The sequence below is a fragment of the Catenovulum sediminis genome, from assembly GCF_007289895.1.
In the GTDB taxonomy this organism is placed as follows: domain Bacteria; phylum Pseudomonadota; class Gammaproteobacteria; order Enterobacterales; family Alteromonadaceae; genus Catenovulum; species Catenovulum sediminis.
In genome coordinates, this window is sequence record NZ_CP041660.1 from 1,191,525 (window position 1) to 1,210,299 (window position 18,775).

Sequence of the window (18,775 nt, forward strand, 5' to 3'; positions counted from 1 at the left end):
AATAACAGATACCCTTAGCTATTTTGTACTACTGAGTTATGAGTTCAATTGAATTCTGTACAACAAAAGCGCATTATTAAAATGTTCAATTTATCGATTAAGAAAAGTATTCTTGATGAGCACAGCAAGAGGTTAGCATTGAAAAAAAATATTCTATCCACCAATAACTCCACGATTCAGTACGGTGTCAGAGAAGAGCTGGCCAGTGCATTATTGTCGTTCGTAGAGTTGCAGGGTGGATTTTATGTTTTATATGATACCAATGGTGTCGCAATTCTGAGCAGTGCTAACCTTCCGCCGGAACTGAGTTCGGTTGTCAATAAAATGCTTAACCTAAACACTCAGAAAAAGACGATCAACCCTGTATTACGCCGCCATAAATCAACGAGCAGTCAAGGATTTAATATCTCGGTAGATGAAGTCTACTATCAGGACGAAATGTATTTGTTGTTAATTGGCGCTCCTGAAAAAAGTTTAGTGGTAGAACTGTACAATGCTTTTCCAATCGGGGTCATCAAAACTGATGCGCAACTATCATTAAAATATTGCAATACGCATACATACACGCTGCTAGGATTAGGACAGGATGAGTTACAAGGCAATAATTGGTTAAACGCTTTTGACGATGTTTCTCGAGAACGAATATTTGAATTTTTATCAAATGAAAAAAACTTTGAAGAAAAGTTAAGGCTGATAACCCAAGTCATTACACCGCTCGGTAGAACAAAAGTCATTTCAGTGGCCATTGACCAACAGTATGATTTGTTGGGGCACTTAGTTAGCTACTACATCATGTTGCAGGATATCACTCAAGAATATAAAGAGAGCTCCTACCTTAAACACTTAGCGACACATGACTCTTTAACCCAGTTGCACAATCGAGTGTCCTTATTGCAAGAAATTGAAACACTATACAACACCGATAAAATTTCAAGCAGTGCGCTATTGTTTATTGATTTAGATAAATTTAAATATATAAATGATAATTTAGGCCACCATATCGGTGACGAGCTGTTGAAGATAGTGGGCAAACGATTGTTAAATACCACACGCTCTAGCGACATTGTGGCACGTATTGGCGGTGATGAATTTGTGGTTATCCTGACCAATGTGACAAATGATATTATTGCGCTTGATAGAGCACAAGCTATCGTTGAAAAACTAAACAGACCTTGTGTAATTGAAAGCCACGAGATTAATGTACACTCAAGCATCGGATTAACAATGGGGCACATCATTTTGACGCGTCATCCAAAGGAGAAAAATGCAGATAAAATCGCTGAGCTATGGTTGTCTGCATCCGATTCAGCCATGTATCAAGCCAAATCGAATAAAGTGAACGATATTACCTTGTATACAGACGAACTCTCAAATCAGTTAACCAGTCTTTTGGCAACGCAAAATGCAATTAATGATTTAGAAACAAAAAAAGCATTTACCAGTTTCTTTCAACCCATATACCAAGGTGATAAAATTTATGCTCTCGAAGCACTAACCCGTTTCGATTCAGACGCATTGAGCGATATTGAAAGCGTGTTTGAACAGATACGTGAACACAAACGGGGGCAAACAATTTTATATCGAATCATTCAACGCAACCTGTTAGGATACAGCTTGTTAATGAATGAAAATATCACTGATATACCTTGCCTCAACATCAATATCGATTTGCACCTGATGACAAATGGTAATTTTGCAAACAAATTCAGCAATATGTTGATTGACTACAACATCCCTCCCAACAAAGTTTTTATCGAAATAACTGAACGTGATACCAGCGCTCACATTGATGACAATATTTATAAAAATATCGCAGCGCTCAAAAATATTGATGTACGTATGTCGTTGGATGATTTCGGCCGGGGTTATAGCTCTATTGAACGATTAATAAAATTAGGGTTAGATCAGGTTAAAATTGATAAAGTATTTTTATCAGGGGATTTAACTCACCAACAAAAACAGTCAGCTTTAATGGCCGCGGTTAATTTGGGTAAAGCGCTTGACCTTCAGTTATTGCTAGAAGGCATTGAAAATGAACATGATCAAGCGTTGGCAGAGCAATGTGGCGTGCCATTAAGACAAGGTTATTTTTACAATAAACCGATGCCTGTCGAAAAAATAAAAAAATTATTAGGGAAATAAAAAAATAAGATGTCAAAAAATACAAAAAAACCATCACACATTGTTGGTATCGGTGCCTCAGCCGGTGGCTTAGAGGCCTTACAGGCATTATTTTTAGAGTTACCTACTGATTTAGATATTGCTTATGTGGTCATTCAGCACTTATCTTCTGACTTTAAAAGCATGATGGCGGAGCTTTTAACCAAGTATACAGAAATGCCCATTCATCAAGCTGTAGAAGGTGAAGAAATACAACCGAATACCGTAACCTTGATGCCACCTGGCAAACTAATTCGGGTAGTAGAATGCAAAATCTATTTATCTGATCTGCCTCCGGACAACCGAGTTAACCTGCCTATCAACGAATTTTTCCGTTCATTAGCGGAAGATCTACAAAATCATGCAATTGGTGTTATTTTATCCGGAACAGGCTCTGATGGCAGCCGTGGTGCACAAGCACTTAAAGAAGTGGGTGCTATGGTTATCGCTCAAGCGCCGGATGAGGCCAAATTTGATGGTATGCCGCTCAATGCAATAAATACTGGATCTGTTGATTTTATATCAAATATCGATGAAATGGCTGACCAGATTCGAAATTTTATTAACCACCCTTTACTGTCTAACCACGGCAAACATTTCAGATATCATTTATCTGAAAATGAAGATGTGCTTAATCAAATATTAGATCTAGTACATGAACAAACTGAGCTGGATTTTAAAGCGTACAAAGAATCCACTGTTGCTCGCCGAATTGAACATCGAATGAGCATCAACAATATAAAGTCATTGCCAGAATACTACGACTACCTGATTAAGAATTCAAAAGAAATAGAATTAATAAAACAAGATTTATTAATTGGTGTAACTCAATTTTTCCGGGATCAAGAAGTATGGGATTTTGTCTACAAAAAAGTCATCATCCCGATTGTATTAAGTAAAACCAGCGAAGATCCGATTCGTATCTGGTGTGCGTGCTGCTCAACTGGAGAGGAAGCCTTCACTATTGCTATGTTATTCCGAGCCGCAATGGAAGAGCTCAATGTAGAACGAGCAGTAAAAGTTTTTGCTTCAGATATTGATCAAAGTGCAGTCGGCTTTGCCGCCAATGGCGTATACCCATCCAGTATAGCAACAGAAATCCCAAGCGCACTTTTTTCACCTAACTTCAATCAGACGGCTGACGGCAATTACCAAGTTAGTAAAGAACTTCGCTCTATGGTGGTATTTGCTACCCATAACCTCATTCAAGATCCACCATTTTCAAATATGGATATGGTCAGTTGCCGTAATGCTTTAATTTACTTACAAAATCCGGCTCAACAAAAAGCAATGGCATTTTTCCACTTCGCCATTCGCTTAAACGGTTTTTTACTACTCGGCAGCGCTGAAACCACTGGCAATTTTGATAGCTACTTTGATGCGTTTGATGGCCGCTACCGGGTGTATAAAAAAACCAAAGACATCCGAATCCCGGTTAGAGCTATCGCAAACAATGGCTTAAAGAGTAAAACCTATCAACCTAAAGCGCTGCCACAGTATATTGCTCGAAACGTTAAATCGTTAGACAGTAGCAGAAAAGTTAAAATAGGTTATGATGCATTATTTGAAGAGTTTGCCCCGCCTACCCTGATATTTAACAAAAAACTAGCACTGGTTTATACTTACGGCGATACTTCCCTTTTCACGAAAAAAATTCAAGCGGGCTTGGTAACAAATGATGTTGCCGATATTCTGGAACCCGATATCGTCAGTCATGCAATTTCGGCGGCACATCAAGTGCTACGCGAAAATTGTAGTGTTTTATTACAAGATACCTTCAAACTGCCCAATGAGAAAGGCGAGCAGACCCCCTGGTCAATTAAATGCTTTTCATTTCCAGACAGAGATAACGATGATGAAAAACTGGTCGCTTTATCATTTTTGTCAAAAGAAACCTATGTTGCCCGGCGTGCAGATGCAGAATACAGCCTAGAGCAACAAGTTAAAAATAGAGTTTCAGAACTTGACTACGCACTGATTGAATGCCAAAAACTCTACCGTGAAACATTAGAAGATTTAGATACAACACGCGAAGAGTTACAATCTAGTAATGAGGAACTGATGGCTGCCAATGAAGAATTGCAGTCCACCAATGAAGAATTGCAGTCCGTCAACGAAGAACTTTACACGGTCAACAGTGAATATCAACAGAAAATACTGGAATTGACCAGTATCAATAATGACCTGGAAAACTTGTTAAAAGCAACCCGCTTGGCCGTCCTATTTTTGGATAAAGATTTGCGGATTCGCCGTTTCACGGATGCTGTAAAAGATTATTTAAATGTCATTGAGTTTGATATAGACCGAAAAATCTTTGATCTGACATTTAAGTTTGATTTTCCGGGTTTAAATGAGCTGATATCGAAAGTCAATGAAACGGGTAAACCCAATACTAAAATTTACGATATTACCTCTGACAGACATATTGAAATTTCAATATCTCCGTATCAATTAGAAACCTATAACAACGGGGTCATGGTTTCGATAAAAGAACGGGTAATGCAGAGCGATTAAAAAACCATTCAAAACAAGCCGTCGGCAAGATAAAAGCAGGCGGCTTTATTTTCTCACAATATCGCTTTAATACTCTATTTAATTGCGTAATATACATAGCCAGATATTGTTACTGCCAATATCATATTGAGTACAACCCCCTCTTTAACCATGGTTTTAATTGCAAACTTGTCAGTACCATAAACGATAGCATTAGGTGCCGTTGCAACAGGCAACATAAACGCGCAACTGGCACTCATTGCAGCAGGAATCATTAATAATTTAGGGTCGATGCCCGCAGCGACACCCGCCGCGGCCAAAACCGGCATCAATAAAGTTGTCGTGGCGGTATTACTGGTGATCTCTGTTAAAAATGTCACAAATAAACAAACAACAAGAATCATTAAGTAAGTCGGCCAGTGCGTTAAAGCGGTTAAACTTTGCCCTAATAATTGGCTTAGGCCACTGGCCTGAAAAGCTTTTGCAATACAAATACCACCGGCAAACAATAACAACATTCCCCACGGAATATCGGTTGCAGTTTGCCAGTCCAATAAATACTTACGCTGTACTTGCCCTTCAATAACCTCATTATGGCTAGGCACAATAAACATCAGTAACACCCCAAACAAAGCAATACTACTATCGCCAATTGTGCGATTACCCAACAAAGCACTCCAGCCGCCAAAGGGCTCACTGCGGAAAATCCACAACACGACAATTAACGAAAATACATACAAAACCCGTTTTTCAGATAAACGCCACTGACCAACGCAGGGTAGCTGCACCTCAACACTTTTGTTTAGCCCCCGCCCTAGCCACAAAGCCATCATTGGAATCGCCAATATAACAACCGGAATACTGGTTTTCATCCACTCTAAAAAGCCAATCTCCTGTGCAAAATGTGTTTGATAAACAGCCGCAAAAATCACATTTGGCGGGGTTCCAATTAAGGTTCCAATACCCCCGACACTGGCAGCATATGCTATCCCAAGTAACAGCACGACACCAAACCGGCGGTCATTTGCATTGCTGGCAATCGCCAGCACCATAGGCAATAACATTAAAGTCGTTGCCGTATTGCTAATCCACATGCTTAAAAATGCAGCACTGATCATCAAGCCAAAAAGAATTTTTTTAGGTTGGTTACCACCAAACAAATTGATCAAATAAAGAGCGAGACGCTGATGTACACCACTTTTTTCCATTGCTTTAGATAACATAAATGCGCCCATTAACAATAAAATAACGTGACTGCCTAAAGCAGAGGCCGCGACCTTGTGATCGAGTACCCCAAACATCGGAAATAAGATAAAGGGAATAAGAGAAGTAACTGGGATAGGCAAAGCCTCAGTGACCCACCAAACAGCAGTAAGCATGGTAATAGCCGCAGTTGCACAAATAATATAAGGTTGTTGCCAAACAAATGCACACAACAATGCGGTAACTGTGGCCATTAATGGCGCCAATAATACCATTAAAAAATTTGACTGTGTCTCCGTTTTCATACAATAAACTCTTTTCCATATATGCTTAGCTATGTACTTTACTCAGTTAACTTGATAAATAACAAGTAGCAAAGAAACATTTATTCAGAACCCTGTGCGCACGGCCCTGTGGTTTCGCACTGACCTAACATACTGACCATACTTAATAAGGATTAAAACACTATGATATATGCAATGTTTGCGATGGTTATGCTGACTTTTTTAGTTGGCATAATTACCTTTAAAACACGGGTAAACAGCGTAAAAAAAGGAGAAGTTTCAGCAAGATACTACAAACTAATGCAAGGAGATGAAATTCCGGAAGCCGTTATTAAAACCTCGAGAAATTTTACCAACCAGTTTGAAATTCCGGTTTTATTCTATGTAGCGGCCAGTTTATTTGCTGCATTACAAATTGAAAGTGATATTGCCTTGGCTTGCGCCTGGATATTTGTCGCCTGTCGTTGCGCACATGCTTTTATTCACCTAACGTATAATCATTTATTGCATCGTATTATCGCGTTTTGGGCGGCTAATTTTGCAGTATTAAGCATGTGGATAAGCCTTGTCAGTGAGATCTGAATACAAGCAGGGTATAATCCATTTTTTAATATAAACAATAAAAGAACAGCCAATGTCAATCGCAGAAAAAGTGCAACAACGCAGTAACGGCCAATGTGAATTATGTCTTGCTAAAGAAAATTTAGCGCTCTATCAGGTTACGCCCGATCAAGGTCGTGCAGAAGACAACCATGCAATGTTATGTCAAACCTGCCTGACACAGTATACAGGTGAAGAAACAACCATTAGTGCACATTGGGCCTGTTTAAACGACAGTATGTGGAGCCAAGTACCGGCTGTTCAAGTACTGGCTTGGCGTATGTTAAAAAAACTCTCAGCAGAAGCTTGGGCACAAGATTTACTGGATATGTTGTACTTAGATGAAGAAACCCAAGCTTGGGCAGAAGCAGAAATACCCCAAAATGACCTTGAGCCAACTCTAGATAATAATGGGACACGCTTAAAAGCAGGTGACACAGTAACACTGGTGAAAGACTTACCGGTAAAAGGTGCCGGATTCACGGCAAAACGCGGAACCGTCGTACGCGGCATATCGCTTTGCGAAAATCCATTACATATTGAAGGAAAAGTAAATGGTGTGCGTGTTGTGTTGATCGCAGATTACCTGAAAAAAGCTTAGAGGTTATTGACGCGCAACAAACCTTATAGCTACAAATCAGATAAAATTTACAACTCTGCTCATGCATTTTGCTGGCTATTATGTAACACTCGCAGTTTTCCCACAATTGAGCGGAACAGACGATGAAAAAAGGGATTATAATTACAGCTGGTGCAGTATGTATTGTGGCTGGCTGTGTCACTTTTGCACAAATTAAAGCAAATGAATATGCCAAAACTCAACTGGATAGTTACTTAGCTAAGTTAAAAACCCAAGGTGTTATCAGTCAAGCAAATTATCAAACTATCGACGTCAGTTTATTCGGTTCAGTGGAATTAACCAATCTAGCGTTACATTCAGCTGATCTGCCTGAATCAATCACCTTGCAAAAGGTAACTATCAGTGATTTTGACGTACAACATGATATTCCTCACAGTATGAAGGTGCGACTTGAAGGCGTTAAGCTGCCTATTAACCTGCAAGATGAAAAATTTAATCACAGCGGTGTGTTTGCAGAATATGTCAGTAACTTAGGTTACACAGACCAGTTACCTTTAACAGCTGAAGTACAATACCAGTATGATGCGCAGAATGCTCACACCTATACCAGCTCGCTTGATATTGGGTTAACTCAACTGGGCAATTATCACATCAGCGCAACCACTAAAAACATCCCACTGAATGTTTTAATGGAACTAACAGCCAACAAAACGCCAAACCAGGCACAAATTGCTTCTGTATTACAAACCGCTGCATTGCCAAACTTGGCAATATCCTTTAAAGACGAAGGCGCGGTCAGTACTTATATCAATATATCTGCCAAAGAAACCGGTATGGCACAACAAAAGGTGAAAGCACGAGTCAATGAAGTATTGGCGATGCAAGCCGATATGTTACTACCACCACAATTGGATGCGTTTAAAGTTCAGCTTTTGGCAGAAATAGAAAGCTTTATGGATGGCAACAAAACTTTAAAAGTTTCAATTAATCCTGAGCATCAGGGTGAAGTGAATAAATTGCAGCCAGAAGTTATTGCCGCTTTAATGAAGCAAGATTTTGCTAACATCATCAAGCTGTTAAAATTAGAGATCAAAGCCAGCTAAATAATCGACCAAGAGTCGTATTTTGGGTGATAGATGCCGGTTTTGCGGATATATCGCCCATATCCCTTCACCTTTAACTATATATTCATCTAATACACTAACCAGATCACCACTGGCTAGATAAGGTGCCACATAATAATCCGGCAATTGAACTAAGCCTAAACCTTTCAGTGCCGCATCCAATAAAGCGTGGCCACTGTTATATCTTATCTTACCGCTTACTTTGATGATTTTTTCTTTGCCCCCATCAGATAGCACCCAATGATCACGACTACCCAGTAAACAGGCATGTTTATCTAACATCGAGATAGTTTGTGGTTGACCATTGGCTCTAATGTAATCGGCAGATGCACAAATATAATTGATGCGGCTCGCCAGCTTACGCGCCATTAAACTAGAGTCAGCTAATTTGCCTAAACGCACCGCGAGATCATATCCTTCATCAACCAGATTGACGTTTTGATTGGTCAAATGCGCATAAACCTGAATATCCGGATATTGCAAGATAAAATCGGTGACTTTCGGTAAAATCACTTGCTCACCATAGGTTACCGGTGCGGTTAATTTAATTTTACCTTTAGGTTTACTTTGTAAATTGGTAACCGCTCGTTCAGCTTCTTCTAAACCATCTAATACATGCCGACAATGCTGGTAAAATACCTGGCCTTCTTGCGTTACATTAATTTTTCGAGTGGTACGGTATAGCAGCTTGATATTAAGCCGCTCTTCCAATGCACTGACCTGCCGGCTGACTTGAGCATTTGAAACACCTAACTTTTCAGCTGCACCAATAAAACTGCCGCAATCAACAACAGCCACAAATTCACTTACGCCATGCCACAACACATTATTACCTATATGTAATAGTTAATTTAATAACGAGATATTATCATCAAATTATAAACAAATATAATCTCCAGATAGGTGAGCATAAGCACTTTTAAAGCTTGCTCCTATATTTTTACATGCGATTAAGCGCATCTTACACAGAAAAGAGCAACAGGCTCTACACTTAAACAACGATAACAAACAGCCTATAAGTGGAGAAATTTCGATGTCAGAACAATTTATAAAGTCACGTGCAGCCGTTGCTTGGAAAGCCGGCGAACCATTGAAAATTGAAGAAATTGACGTAATGCTGCCTAAAAAAGGCGAAGTTTTAGTTAAAATAAAATCAACTGGCGTGTGTCACACCGATGCCTACACGTTATCGGGTGATGATCCGGAAGGCAATTTTCCCTGTATTTTAGGTCATGAAGGGGGCGGAATTGTTGAACAAGTCGGTGAAGGGGTGACCAGTGTTAAGGTAGGTGATCATGTCATCCCTTTGTACACTCCCGAATGTGGCGAGTGTAAATTCTGCTTATCGGGCAAAACAAACTTGTGTCAAAAAATCCGCAGCACGCAAGGTAAAGGGTTAATGCCAGATGGTACGACCCGCTTTTATAAAGATGGTCAGCCTATTTTTCACTACATGGGCACCTCAACGTTTTCTGAATACACAGTACTACCCGAAATTTCTTTGGCCAAAGTGAACCCAGAAGCGCCATTAGAAGAAGTATGTTTATTGGGCTGTGGAGTAACAACCGGTATGGGTGCAGTAAAAAACACAGCAAAAGTAGAAGAAGGTGCAACTGTCGCGGTATTTGGTTTAGGCGGTATTGGTCTGGCGGTCATTATAGGTGCAGTAAAAGCTAAGGCATCCAAAATTATTGCAGTGGATATCAATCCGGATAAGTTTGAGCTGGCTAAAAAACTAGGCGCTACCGACTGCATCAATCCGAAAGATTATGACAAAGCAATTCAAGAAGTGATTGTTGAACAAACAGACGGGGGGGTTGATTATTCTTTTGAATGTATCGGTAATGTTGAAGTAATGCGCTCAGCACTTGAGTGTTGTCACAAAGGTTGGGGCGAATCTGTCATTATTGGTGTTGCGGGTTCTGGTCAAGAAATCTCAACACGCCCGTTTCAACTGGTCACCGGCAGAGTGTGGCGCGGCAGCGCATTTGGTGGGGTAAAAGGCCGTTCTGAATTACCGGGCTATGTTGAAAGATATTTAAAAGGTGAATTTAAACTGAGCGACTTTATTACCCACAATATGCCATTACAAGAAATCAACCAGGCATTTGATCTACTACATCAGGGTAAAAGCATTCGCACCGTTATTCACTTTGAGGAATAAAAATGTTGCAGCTAATCAGTGAAAACAAATCGTTTGGAGGCTGGCATAAAAAATTTAGCCATCACTCAAATAAAACAAATTGCACTATGCAGTTTGCCATTTATTTGCCTCCACAGGCGAGTGAAAATCATAAAGTGCCCGTTTTATACTGGTTATCCGGTTTAACCTGCACTGACGAAAACTTTATGCAAAAAGCCGGTGCGCAAAAAATGGCGGCACAATTAGGCATCGCAATTGTTGCACCGGATACCAGCCCGCGTGGTGAACAGGTTGCAAATGATGATGCTTATGACTTAGGACAAGGTGCCGGTTTTTATCTCAATGCCACTCAGGCCCCGTGGAAAGAACATTATCAAATGTACGACTACATAGTGCACGAATTGCCAGCCTTAATAGAGCAAAACTTTCCGGTTAACCAAAAACGTGCAATTTCGGGCCATTCAATGGGCGGGCATGGGGCATTAACCATTGCATTAAAAAACCCGCAAAATTACGTTTCAGTATCCGCTTTTAGTCCGATTTGTAATCCAGTTAATTGTCCTTGGGGTGAAAAAGCATTTTCTGCTTATCTAGGTGAGGATAAATCAAGCTGGTTGCAATACGATAGCTGTGAATTACTGCACGGGGCAACTGCAATTTTGCCGATGCGTATTGAACAAGGCACACAAGATAACTTTTTAAGTGATCAGCTCAAACCTGAAAGTTTATTAAACATTGCTAAAAACAAACCGTTTGATGTGCAATTGAATATGCAAGAAGGTTATGACCATAGTTATTATTTTATCGCTAGCTTTATCGACGAACATTTAGTCTTTCACGCTCAATATTTAAACTAGGTAATGCATAATAACCCAATAGCCTTATGACACTAAAAATGGTGTTTGTAAGGCTATTTATCCACTTCACCGGTTTGTCATTGAAGTGTGAAAATACAGTCATCTGCACAGGTTAAATTAGCTGGGCTTGACCACTCTCAAACTCAAAAATTTATTGTCAGGGACTTAAATTCAATGAAAACTTTCAAACAAAAAATCAACTTACTCAGTGCATTTTGCTTAGTATTTGGACTGGTCGCATGCACCTTAGAAATTAACGATGATGACCCGCAGGATGAACCAGTTGCAACCAACAAAGTAATGGCGCAAGTGGGTGTCAGACCACTTTTTTTGGTCGACCAAATGCAAGATGGAACACTTAAAAACAAACTGCAGCAATGTAAATCTCAAACTTTTTACCGAACGGACTGGAGCATTGGTCACCGCGGTGCGGCCATGCAATTTCCTGAACACACTCAAGAATCTTATCAAGCGGCTATAGATTCTGGCGCCGGGATTGTTGAATGTGATGTCACTTTCACTCAAGACAAAGAATTGGTTTGTCGTCATTCACAATGTGATTTACATACCACGACCAATATACTTGCCATACCTGAGCTGGCAGCAAAATGCAGTACGCCCTTTACCCCAGCAGATCCAGAAAATGGTATTAGCGCCAGTGCACAATGTTGTACCAGTGACATCACCTTGGCGGAATTCAGAACATTATGCGGAAAAATGGATGGCGCAAACCCAAATGCATTAACTGTTGACGAGTATATGGATGGTACAGCCAACTGGCGCACTGATGCACATTCTACTTGCGGCACCTTAATGACACATAAAGAAAGTATCAGTCTGTTTAAAGAAGCCGGTGTAAAAATGACACCTGAATTAAAATCGCCCAGCGTGCAAATGCCATTTGATGGTATGACACAAGAAGAGTATGCACAAAAAATGATTGACGAATATGTTGAAGCTGGCATTCCGGCGTCAGATGTTTACCCTCAGTCATTTAACTTAGCAGACGTGCAATATTGGATTGCAAACAACAGCGAATTTGGCCAACAGGCGGTTTATCTAGATGATAGATATAATGATTCGAGTTTTGATCCAAACGACACAAGCTCACTAACACCTTCGATGCAATTGTTAAAAAACCAAGGCGTTGAAATAATTGCACCGCCATTATGGGTTTTGGTTACGTTAGACAATGACAATAACATTGTCCCGTCTGAGTACGCTAAAGCCGCCAAAAGTGCTGGTTTAAAAATCATTACCTGGACACTTGAGCGCTCGGGTTTATTAACACAAGGTGGCGGTTGGTACTATCAAAGTATTACGGATGTTACTGACAATGAAGGGGTTGCGTTTGAACTATTAGACGTACTGGCAAAAGATGTTGGGGTAATCGGCGTATTTTCTGATTGGCCGGCCACAGTAACATATTATGCAAACTGTATGGATATTTGATTTTAATCGTCAATGCCATCTCTATTAATGATGAGATGGCATTTATCATCAATATATGGCTAAGCTTATGACTCTTTGATTAAATCAGAGAAATAATATGCATATTCATTTAGCAATTCTGCTAATTTTTCATCTGTTGATAAATCTTGTGCAAAAGTTTCGGTTGTTGAAACAACCCATTGTTTCGCTTCGTCACTCAATCCAAAATCCATCGCCCAAAAAAAGTCAGTATCCGTGAAGTTATTTGAATAAGAATACTCAGATAAAGTCTCACCGTTCACTTTAATTTGGTAGCGAATAATAACATCATTATTGCTGACAACAGGCACCACACCTAAAGTGCTCGCCGATAACATAATTGATGTAAAGGCCGCCGCATCTCCACCACTGGTGCTGGGTGTTTCAACCGAAACGACCAAAGACAAAGGACACCCCGGCGCCGACTGGCTTAAATTGGCTAAAATGGCTTGTTGCTTCAACGGTTCAAAACTATCTTCATCTTTTAAATTACTGATAAAACGTATCTCAGGCAATTTAGCCGACACTTCAGATTCGCTCATTTTGTCAACAGCGTCTTCATTCGCAAACAAGTTACAACTTAAGCCTAATGACAAGATAACTGTCGAAGTCAATTTATAAATGATATTCATTTGTCACATCCTTTACTGATAACAAGCAATTTGCGCAGACGCGTTCAAAGCTTTTTCACTAGAATTCCCAACAGCAGGAGTTTCCAACTCGGTATAATTCACTTTATATTTATCGAAAAACTTCTTTAAGTATTTTGCTTCCAAAGCGAAATTAACGTTTTGCGGAATAACACCCTCTTTAGCCAACTCTTTAATATTTAGCGTGCTTGTAACGACCCCCAATAACTCCGAACCATCTGAAACAATCGCCCCGCCACTTGACCCCGGTTGAATAGGGGCACTAAATTGAAATAAGCCTAAAGAGCCACTTAATGCCTTGTGAGAAGTCACATTGCCAAAAGTCATGTTAGGTGAGCTCGCCAATAACCCCTTTAATGGATAACTAACTGTTGTTATTTTTTCACCCAGTTTTATTTCATGTCCTTTGCGAAAACTCACATAATGCTCAGTCGCTTGGGCGGTTCTTAACGTTGCAACATCTAACAAACGGCTACTATTTTCAATGTGAGCATCCGATAGTCCATTTTCACTCTTAACTTTAACGATTAAACAATCGTCTACCACATGATTTGCGGTGACAACATCACCTTCTGCATTAACAAAAAAACCCGTTCCACTGCTTGTCGGCTTTTCTTTATCTATTAATTTATTTAAATCAAGTTTGTTCATCGCGAGAAGATTTACAAATTTTTCTTTACTTGGCTGTTGTGAATTTAAAATATTGACCGCCAAGCGTTGAAAAGCTTTATAAGCCGCGTTGTAATAACCCGCTTCACTTTGATGATAGTTAATACCACTCGACTCTTTATAACTACCTGAAGCGATTTCATTACCAGCAGCATCTAACAAAGAATACTTTGTGTTAAATATCACTTTTCCACCTTCAAAATCCCAGTCTGGGTTGAGATCTAAGAATAACCTGGCTTGCTCGGTTGATTTTCTATCAAACCATTTGGCTGAGGTGAAATATTGGCCAAATGACTTATTTAACGCTTCTCGCATCGCCAAACCGGGTTTATGCCAAGAGCCTGCGACCCAATACTCCATATCTTGAAATGCTTGTGGTATATACACAGCGATCTCAGTGCTATTGGGTACTGCTACATTGGCATTAATTTTATATCGCTTCCCTTTCGTTTTCTGTGTGTTCGCACAACTGGTAATCATAAGCAGGGTGCACATAAAAACGCACAAAAGACTTATTTTCCGTTTCATGTTTTTATATTTCCTTCAAAGAATATTTTTAAAGGCAAGATAATAACGAGAAAATGAACAAAAAACGAGACATAGAGAGCGACACTAACGACAAATGCTGAGAGCATCTTAGCCTCTATGGGCTTGCTACAGCCGTCATCTATGCAATATCCACTATTATTTATTTTAGTTATTCAGATAATTTGAGAGTAGCCGGAGCAAAGCGTTTCTGTCTATTGGCTTCGCTAAAAAATTGTCAAAGCCTGTTTGTTCGTATAATAGCCTGTCTTCTTTCATTACATTGGCTGTCAAGGCTATCACGGGTACCTTAGCTTTGTACTGTTTGATTTTCTTACAAGCCTCGACCCCATCCATTTCAGGCATTTGAATGTCCATCAGCACCAAATCAAATAACTCAGCTTTAAATTTTTCGAGTGCGATCAAGCCGTTTTCTACAAGCACCAATGAAGCGCCTGTCGCGATGAGCATTTCTTCAATAATCATGCGGTTTATTTCATTATCTTCGGCAATTAAGATGCGTTTGTCATTAAAGTCGATGTGGCCAATATCTGCGAAAACATCTTTTTGTACTAAGTTCTCAGCCTTTTTCAATGGCAATGAAATGATGCATCTTGTTCCTTTTCCTTCTTCGCTGCTCACTTCAATCGTTCCATGCATCAAGCCAACCAAAAATTTAGTAATTGACATGCCTAAACCTGTACCCCCATATTTTCTGGAAGTCGATTGATCGGCCTGTTCAAATCGTTCAAACAAGCGACTTAACTGCTCTTGATTCATTCCGATGCCTGAATCTTGGATCGTAAACTGTATCCCCCTCGGTTAGCGTCTTGCGTTAAATTAACCTCAATACTCCCATCACGGGTAAATTTTATTGCGTTTGACAAGATGTTAATTAAAATTTGCTTTATCCGTACAGGATCACCAATCCAATAGTTGTGCTGCACATTATTTGAGATAGTGATTTTTAAGCCTTTTTTATGCGCCTGCATCCCCATATCTGATAACAAATATTCCATTAATTCAGACAAGCTGAACTCAGTATTAGAGATCTCTAGCTTACCCGCCTCCATTTTAGAAAAATCCAGTGTGTCATTCACAATTGTTATCAGAGATATGGCTGAGAATTTAGCTTTATCTAAAATATCTTTACCTTTTTCACTATCGACCTCATCAGACAACAATTGCAGCGTTCCATAAATACCATTCAATGGCGTGCGAATTTCATGACTCATATTCGCTAAAAATTCACTTTTTATTTTTGCACTAGAATCGGCTTTTGCTTTAGCTTCTTGCAACTCGATGATAGAACGATACAGATCATCACTCATGTTCTGCAACGTCTTGGCCAACATATCAACTTCAGTGCCTGAATCCTGCACTCTAAAATTGCGTTGCCCCCTGTCTGTATTCAGTTGGGCTTGACGGGTGAGAGAAACAACCGGATCGATAACTCTTCGTTTCATGACAAGAATTGAAATAATCACAATACTGAATAATATTGCGTCAGCAAAAAGAATAACATTTCGGCTCAGTTTTTTGCTTTTTTCAAATGCATGTCGCCTTTTCTCAAGCAGCTGCCTTTCTTCCGCTTCAAAGGCATTGATTTGGCGTCTAATTTTTTCCATCAATTGTTTGCCTTGATGGCTGTTTACCAATTGTAACGCTCGTTCACTTTGTCCTTGCTCGCTTAATTGAATGGTCAACTTTAACTCTGCAAATTTTTCTCGAATAAGTTCAGATAATTGCGCCAACCTTTGCTGTTGTCTGGGATTATCCGCAGTTTTTTGCGTTAATGTCTGTAAAGTATCAAAAACCTGTTGATAGCCCTGATAATAAGGCTCTAGGTAGGCCTCATCTGAGGTTAATAAAAATCCGCGTTGCCCAGTTTCCCCATTTTTTACACTACCTAAAAGCAATTGCGTTAGATCTAGTACTTCATATGTATGTATCAACCACTCTTCGTTTTTATTGGCGGCGTTTTGACTACTGATGACAACAAAAATATTTATCAGCACAGCACAAACAGATAGTGCCAGAAATATCAAAACGGCTTGGCTTAAACGAAACTTAATCATTGTATAAAAATATACTCCTAACTATTGGTTTTTACTCAGTGCGATTAAAGACTCGCTTTTAGTCACTAACCAGCCTTCCAACAACAATTGAACAGTATCATAACAATGACATACCGCTTAATAGAATAGTCGTCTAAATTTAATACAAAAGATTACAACTTGCCAAATACCACCCTCAACCAATTTAAGTGGCTTAAATTTTTGCCCGTTAAATTTGACGCTCTAAAATAAAAAAGAGAGCGTTTAAAATCAGGATAATAAGTTTAGCCGCTCTCTTTAATGACATGCTTTAACTACATGACTTTTGATCACATGGTGACAAATTCTTCGGCTGAAGTCGGGTGGATCGCCACCGTGTTATCAAAATCAGCTTTTGTCGCGCCCATTTTTAATGCCACCGCAAAACCTTGCAGCAATTCGTCTGAACCAAAACCAATACTATGAATACCGACAATTTTTTCTTCAGGGCCCACACAAACTAGTTTCATCTTAGTCGGCTGTCTATGCTGTGTCATCGCTTGATATAAAGCGGTAAATTGCGAGGTATAGACTTTAACAGCCCCCTCACCAAACGCTTCTTTAGCCTGAATTTCAGTTAACCCTACCGTGCCAATTGGGGGATGACTAAATACCACAGTTGCTACATTATTGTAATCTAGCTTCAAATCACTTTTGCCGTTGAACAAGCGCTCACATAAACGTCTACCAGCAGCCACGGCTACAGGCGTGAGTGCAATTCGCCCGGTATTGTCACCAACAGCGTATATGTCTTGCACATTAGTGTTTTGGTATTCATCTGTAGCGATAAAACCTTTTTCATCTAATTTAACCCCTGCCGCTTCAAGATTTATATTATCGACCGCTGGCGCCCGACCTATTGCCCAAATCACGCATTCAACCGGTGGTAAGCTTTGACCATTTTCAAACTGTACAATGAGCTCACCTGAGCTACATTTTTCAATTGCTTTAGGGGTTGAGTGTGTATGTAACTTCGGCCCTTCTTCTTTCATGACATCCACGAGTGTGTCTGACATTAAATCATCAAAATCACGCAGTGGTTTATCTTTACGCACAACAAGGTGAGTTTCAGAGCCTAATGCATGCATCACACCTGCTAACTCAACCGCGATATAACCAGCGCCAATCACAGCGACACTTTTAGGTTGCTCATACAGTTCAAAAAAGCCATCTGAGGTGATGCCTAATTCCGCGCCCGAAATATTGGGTATGCTGGGTCGACCTCCGGTGGCGATTACAATATGATCGGCGGTATATAAAGTACCATTCACTTCAACTGTATGGGCATCTTTAAATTTGGCAAAGCCATTAATTAAAGTCACGCCGTTGTTGGCAAAACCGCGATTGTATGAAGCGTGGATCCGTTCAATATAAGCTTGCCTGTTGCTGACCAGTTTTTCCCAATTTAAACCTTTTTGCTCAATATCAAACCCGTAATCCGCCGCATATTTCATCGCATCTGCAATTTGCCCCGCATACCACATGGCTTTTTTCGGTACACAGCCAACATTAACACAGGTACCACCGACATATTTAGCCTCGATAACAGCTGCTTTTTTGCCTAATTTAGCCGCGCGGTTTGCACTGGCAATACCACCACTTCCACCGCCAATAGAAATAAAGTCGAAATGTTGAGTCATAATATTTTCCATTTTTTAAATTTAATGATTAACCGTTTAAACTAATACATACTTGAAAATTGTCGGCCTAAAGGCGCGACCTACATAAATCTTGTAACTTTCCACTCGCAGCTCGAAGCTCGAAGCTCATCGCTTCAAATCGTCGGCCTAAAGGCGCGACCTACACTAAGCTTGTAACTTGTAACTTTCCACTTGCAACTTGCAACTTGCAACTTGAAACTCGTAGCTCGTAGCTCGTAGCTCGAAGCTCGAAGCTCGAAGCTCGAAGCTATAATCTTAGT

General features: G+C 39.9%; 15 protein-coding genes. 8 read left to right on the top strand and 7 right to left on the bottom strand.

Translation table 11 applies throughout. The features are described from left to right. The first annotated feature begins 138 nt into the window (after positions 1 to 138). Positions 139 to 2,142: a diguanylate cyclase domain-containing protein gene (locus FNT16_RS04645; RefSeq protein WP_185976694.1), complete on the top strand. Its 2,004-nt coding sequence runs from the start codon at positions 139 to 141 to the stop codon at positions 2,140 to 2,142. Positions 2,143 to 2,151: 9 nt separating this feature from the next. Continuing rightward, the gene (locus tag FNT16_RS04650) at positions 2,152 to 4,674 is read left to right on the top strand and encodes a chemotaxis protein CheB (RefSeq protein WP_143870448.1); all 2,523 of its coding nucleotides are present in this window, start codon (positions 2,152 to 2,154) and stop codon (positions 4,672 to 4,674) included. A 74-nt stretch (positions 4,675 to 4,748) separates the two neighbouring features. Here the strand turns inward: FNT16_RS04650 and FNT16_RS04655 are convergent, their stop codons facing one another. Next, positions 4,749 to 6,161 carry an SLC13 family permease gene (locus FNT16_RS04655; protein ID WP_143870449.1) on the bottom strand — a complete coding sequence of 471 codons (1,413 nt, stop codon included), beginning with the start codon at positions 6,159 to 6,161 and terminating at the stop codon, positions 4,749 to 4,751. A 162-nt stretch (positions 6,162 to 6,323) separates the two neighbouring features. On the opposite strand from FNT16_RS04655, the gene FNT16_RS04660 reads away from it, so the two are divergent. The 3 genes from FNT16_RS04660 to FNT16_RS04670 all read left to right on the top strand — a co-directional run bounded on the left by FNT16_RS04660 (position 6,324) and on the right by FNT16_RS04670 (position 8,423). Beyond that, positions 6,324 to 6,722, top strand: a complete 399-nt coding sequence (locus tag FNT16_RS04660; protein ID WP_143870450.1) for an MAPEG family protein — start codon at positions 6,324 to 6,326, stop codon at positions 6,720 to 6,722. 52 nt (positions 6,723 to 6,774) lie between these two features. Continuing rightward, a complete protein-coding gene (locus FNT16_RS04665; RefSeq protein WP_143870451.1) occupies positions 6,775 to 7,341 on the top strand; it encodes a PhnA domain-containing protein in 567 nt (188 codons plus the stop codon). A gap of 122 nt (positions 7,342 to 7,463) precedes the next feature. Then, on the top strand, positions 7,464 to 8,423 hold the full coding sequence (locus FNT16_RS04670) for a hypothetical protein (protein WP_143870452.1): 960 nt from the start codon (positions 7,464 to 7,466) through the stop codon (positions 8,421 to 8,423). On the opposite strand, the gene FNT16_RS04675 is transcribed toward FNT16_RS04670, so the two are convergent. Beyond that, positions 8,403 to 9,269 (bottom strand): LysR family transcriptional regulator, encoded by an 867-nt coding sequence (locus tag FNT16_RS04675; protein ID WP_143870453.1) that lies wholly within the window; start codon positions 9,267 to 9,269, stop codon positions 8,403 to 8,405. The two genes, FNT16_RS04670 and FNT16_RS04675, sit on opposite strands and share 21 nt — an antisense overlap. 208 nt (positions 9,270 to 9,477) lie before the next feature. Here FNT16_RS04675 and FNT16_RS04680 point away from each other — a divergent pair, with 208 nt between their 5' ends. The 3 genes from FNT16_RS04680 (at position 9,478) to FNT16_RS04690 (ending at position 12,896) form a co-directional block, all read left to right on the top strand. Beyond that, on the top strand, positions 9,478 to 10,608 hold the full coding sequence (locus FNT16_RS04680; protein WP_143870454.1) for an S-(hydroxymethyl)glutathione dehydrogenase/class III alcohol dehydrogenase: 1,131 nt from the start codon (positions 9,478 to 9,480) through the stop codon (positions 10,606 to 10,608). 2 nt (positions 10,609 to 10,610) lie between these two features. Then, the gene (fghA, locus tag FNT16_RS04685; protein ID WP_143870455.1) at positions 10,611 to 11,444 is read left to right on the top strand and encodes an S-formylglutathione hydrolase; all 834 of its coding nucleotides are present in this window, start codon (positions 10,611 to 10,613) and stop codon (positions 11,442 to 11,444) included. A 174-nt stretch (positions 11,445 to 11,618) separates the two neighbouring features. Continuing rightward, complete coding sequence (locus tag FNT16_RS04690; RefSeq protein WP_143870456.1) at positions 11,619 to 12,896, top strand: glycerophosphodiester phosphodiesterase family protein; 1,278 nt, start codon at positions 11,619 to 11,621, stop codon at positions 12,894 to 12,896. A gap of 65 nt (positions 12,897 to 12,961) precedes the next feature. On the opposite strand, the gene FNT16_RS04695 is transcribed toward FNT16_RS04690, so the two are convergent. The 5 genes from FNT16_RS04695 to gorA all read right to left on the bottom strand — a co-directional run bounded on the left by FNT16_RS04695 (position 12,962) and on the right by gorA (position 18,494). Next, a complete protein-coding gene (locus FNT16_RS04695) occupies positions 12,962 to 13,546 on the bottom strand; it encodes a hypothetical protein (protein ID WP_143870457.1) in 585 nt (194 codons plus the stop codon). Between the two features lie 12 nt (positions 13,547 to 13,558). After that, the gene (locus FNT16_RS04700; RefSeq protein ID WP_185976695.1) at positions 13,559 to 14,713 is read right to left on the bottom strand and encodes a S1 family peptidase; all 1,155 of its coding nucleotides are present in this window, start codon (positions 14,711 to 14,713) and stop codon (positions 13,559 to 13,561) included. 213 nt (positions 14,714 to 14,926) lie between these two features. After that, on the bottom strand, positions 14,927 to 15,538 hold the full coding sequence (locus FNT16_RS04705; RefSeq protein WP_143870459.1) for an ATP-binding response regulator: 612 nt from the start codon (positions 15,536 to 15,538) through the stop codon (positions 14,927 to 14,929). Beyond that, positions 15,535 to 16,836, bottom strand: coding sequence for a CHASE3 domain-containing protein (locus tag FNT16_RS04710; protein ID WP_143870460.1), 1,302 nt, complete (start codon positions 16,834 to 16,836; stop codon positions 15,535 to 15,537). The genes FNT16_RS04705 and FNT16_RS04710 overlap by 4 nt, the downstream gene beginning before the upstream one ends. A 308-nt stretch (positions 16,837 to 17,144) precedes the next feature. Continuing rightward, a complete protein-coding gene (gene gorA, locus FNT16_RS04715) occupies positions 17,145 to 18,494 on the bottom strand; it encodes a glutathione-disulfide reductase (RefSeq protein ID WP_143870461.1) in 1,350 nt (449 codons plus the stop codon). Positions 18,495 to 18,775: the final 281 nt, after the last annotated feature.

Coding starts and splice junctions, on each gene's coding strand:
- FNT16_RS04695 (WP_143870457.1), bottom strand. CDS start 13,546: ATGAATATCATTTATAAATTGACTTCGACAGTTATCTTGTCATTAGGC.
- FNT16_RS04665 (WP_143870451.1), top strand. CDS start 6,775: ATGTCAATCGCAGAAAAAGTGCAACAACGCAGTAACGGCCAATGTGAA.
- fghA (WP_143870455.1), top strand. CDS start 10,611: ATGTTGCAGCTAATCAGTGAAAACAAATCGTTTGGAGGCTGGCATAAA.
- FNT16_RS04680 (WP_143870454.1), top strand. CDS start 9,478: ATGTCAGAACAATTTATAAAGTCACGTGCAGCCGTTGCTTGGAAAGCC.
- FNT16_RS04690 (WP_143870456.1), top strand. CDS start 11,619: ATGAAAACTTTCAAACAAAAAATCAACTTACTCAGTGCATTTTGCTTA.
- gorA (WP_143870461.1), bottom strand. CDS start 18,494: ATGACTCAACATTTCGACTTTATTTCTATTGGCGGTGGAAGTGGTGGT.
- FNT16_RS04650 (WP_143870448.1), top strand. CDS start 2,152: ATGTCAAAAAATACAAAAAAACCATCACACATTGTTGGTATCGGTGCC.
- FNT16_RS04670 (WP_143870452.1), top strand. CDS start 7,464: ATGAAAAAAGGGATTATAATTACAGCTGGTGCAGTATGTATTGTGGCT.
- FNT16_RS04710 (WP_143870460.1), bottom strand. CDS start 16,836: ATGATTAAGTTTCGTTTAAGCCAAGCCGTTTTGATATTTCTGGCACTA.
- FNT16_RS04705 (WP_143870459.1), bottom strand. CDS start 15,538: ATGAATCAAGAGCAGTTAAGTCGCTTGTTTGAACGATTTGAACAGGCC.
- FNT16_RS04700 (WP_185976695.1), bottom strand. CDS start 14,713: ATGATTACCAGTTGTGCGAACACACAGAAAACGAAAGGGAAGCGATAT.
- FNT16_RS04655 (WP_143870449.1), bottom strand. CDS start 6,161: ATGAAAACGGAGACACAGTCAAATTTTTTAATGGTATTATTGGCGCCA.
- FNT16_RS04660 (WP_143870450.1), top strand. CDS start 6,324: ATGATATATGCAATGTTTGCGATGGTTATGCTGACTTTTTTAGTTGGC.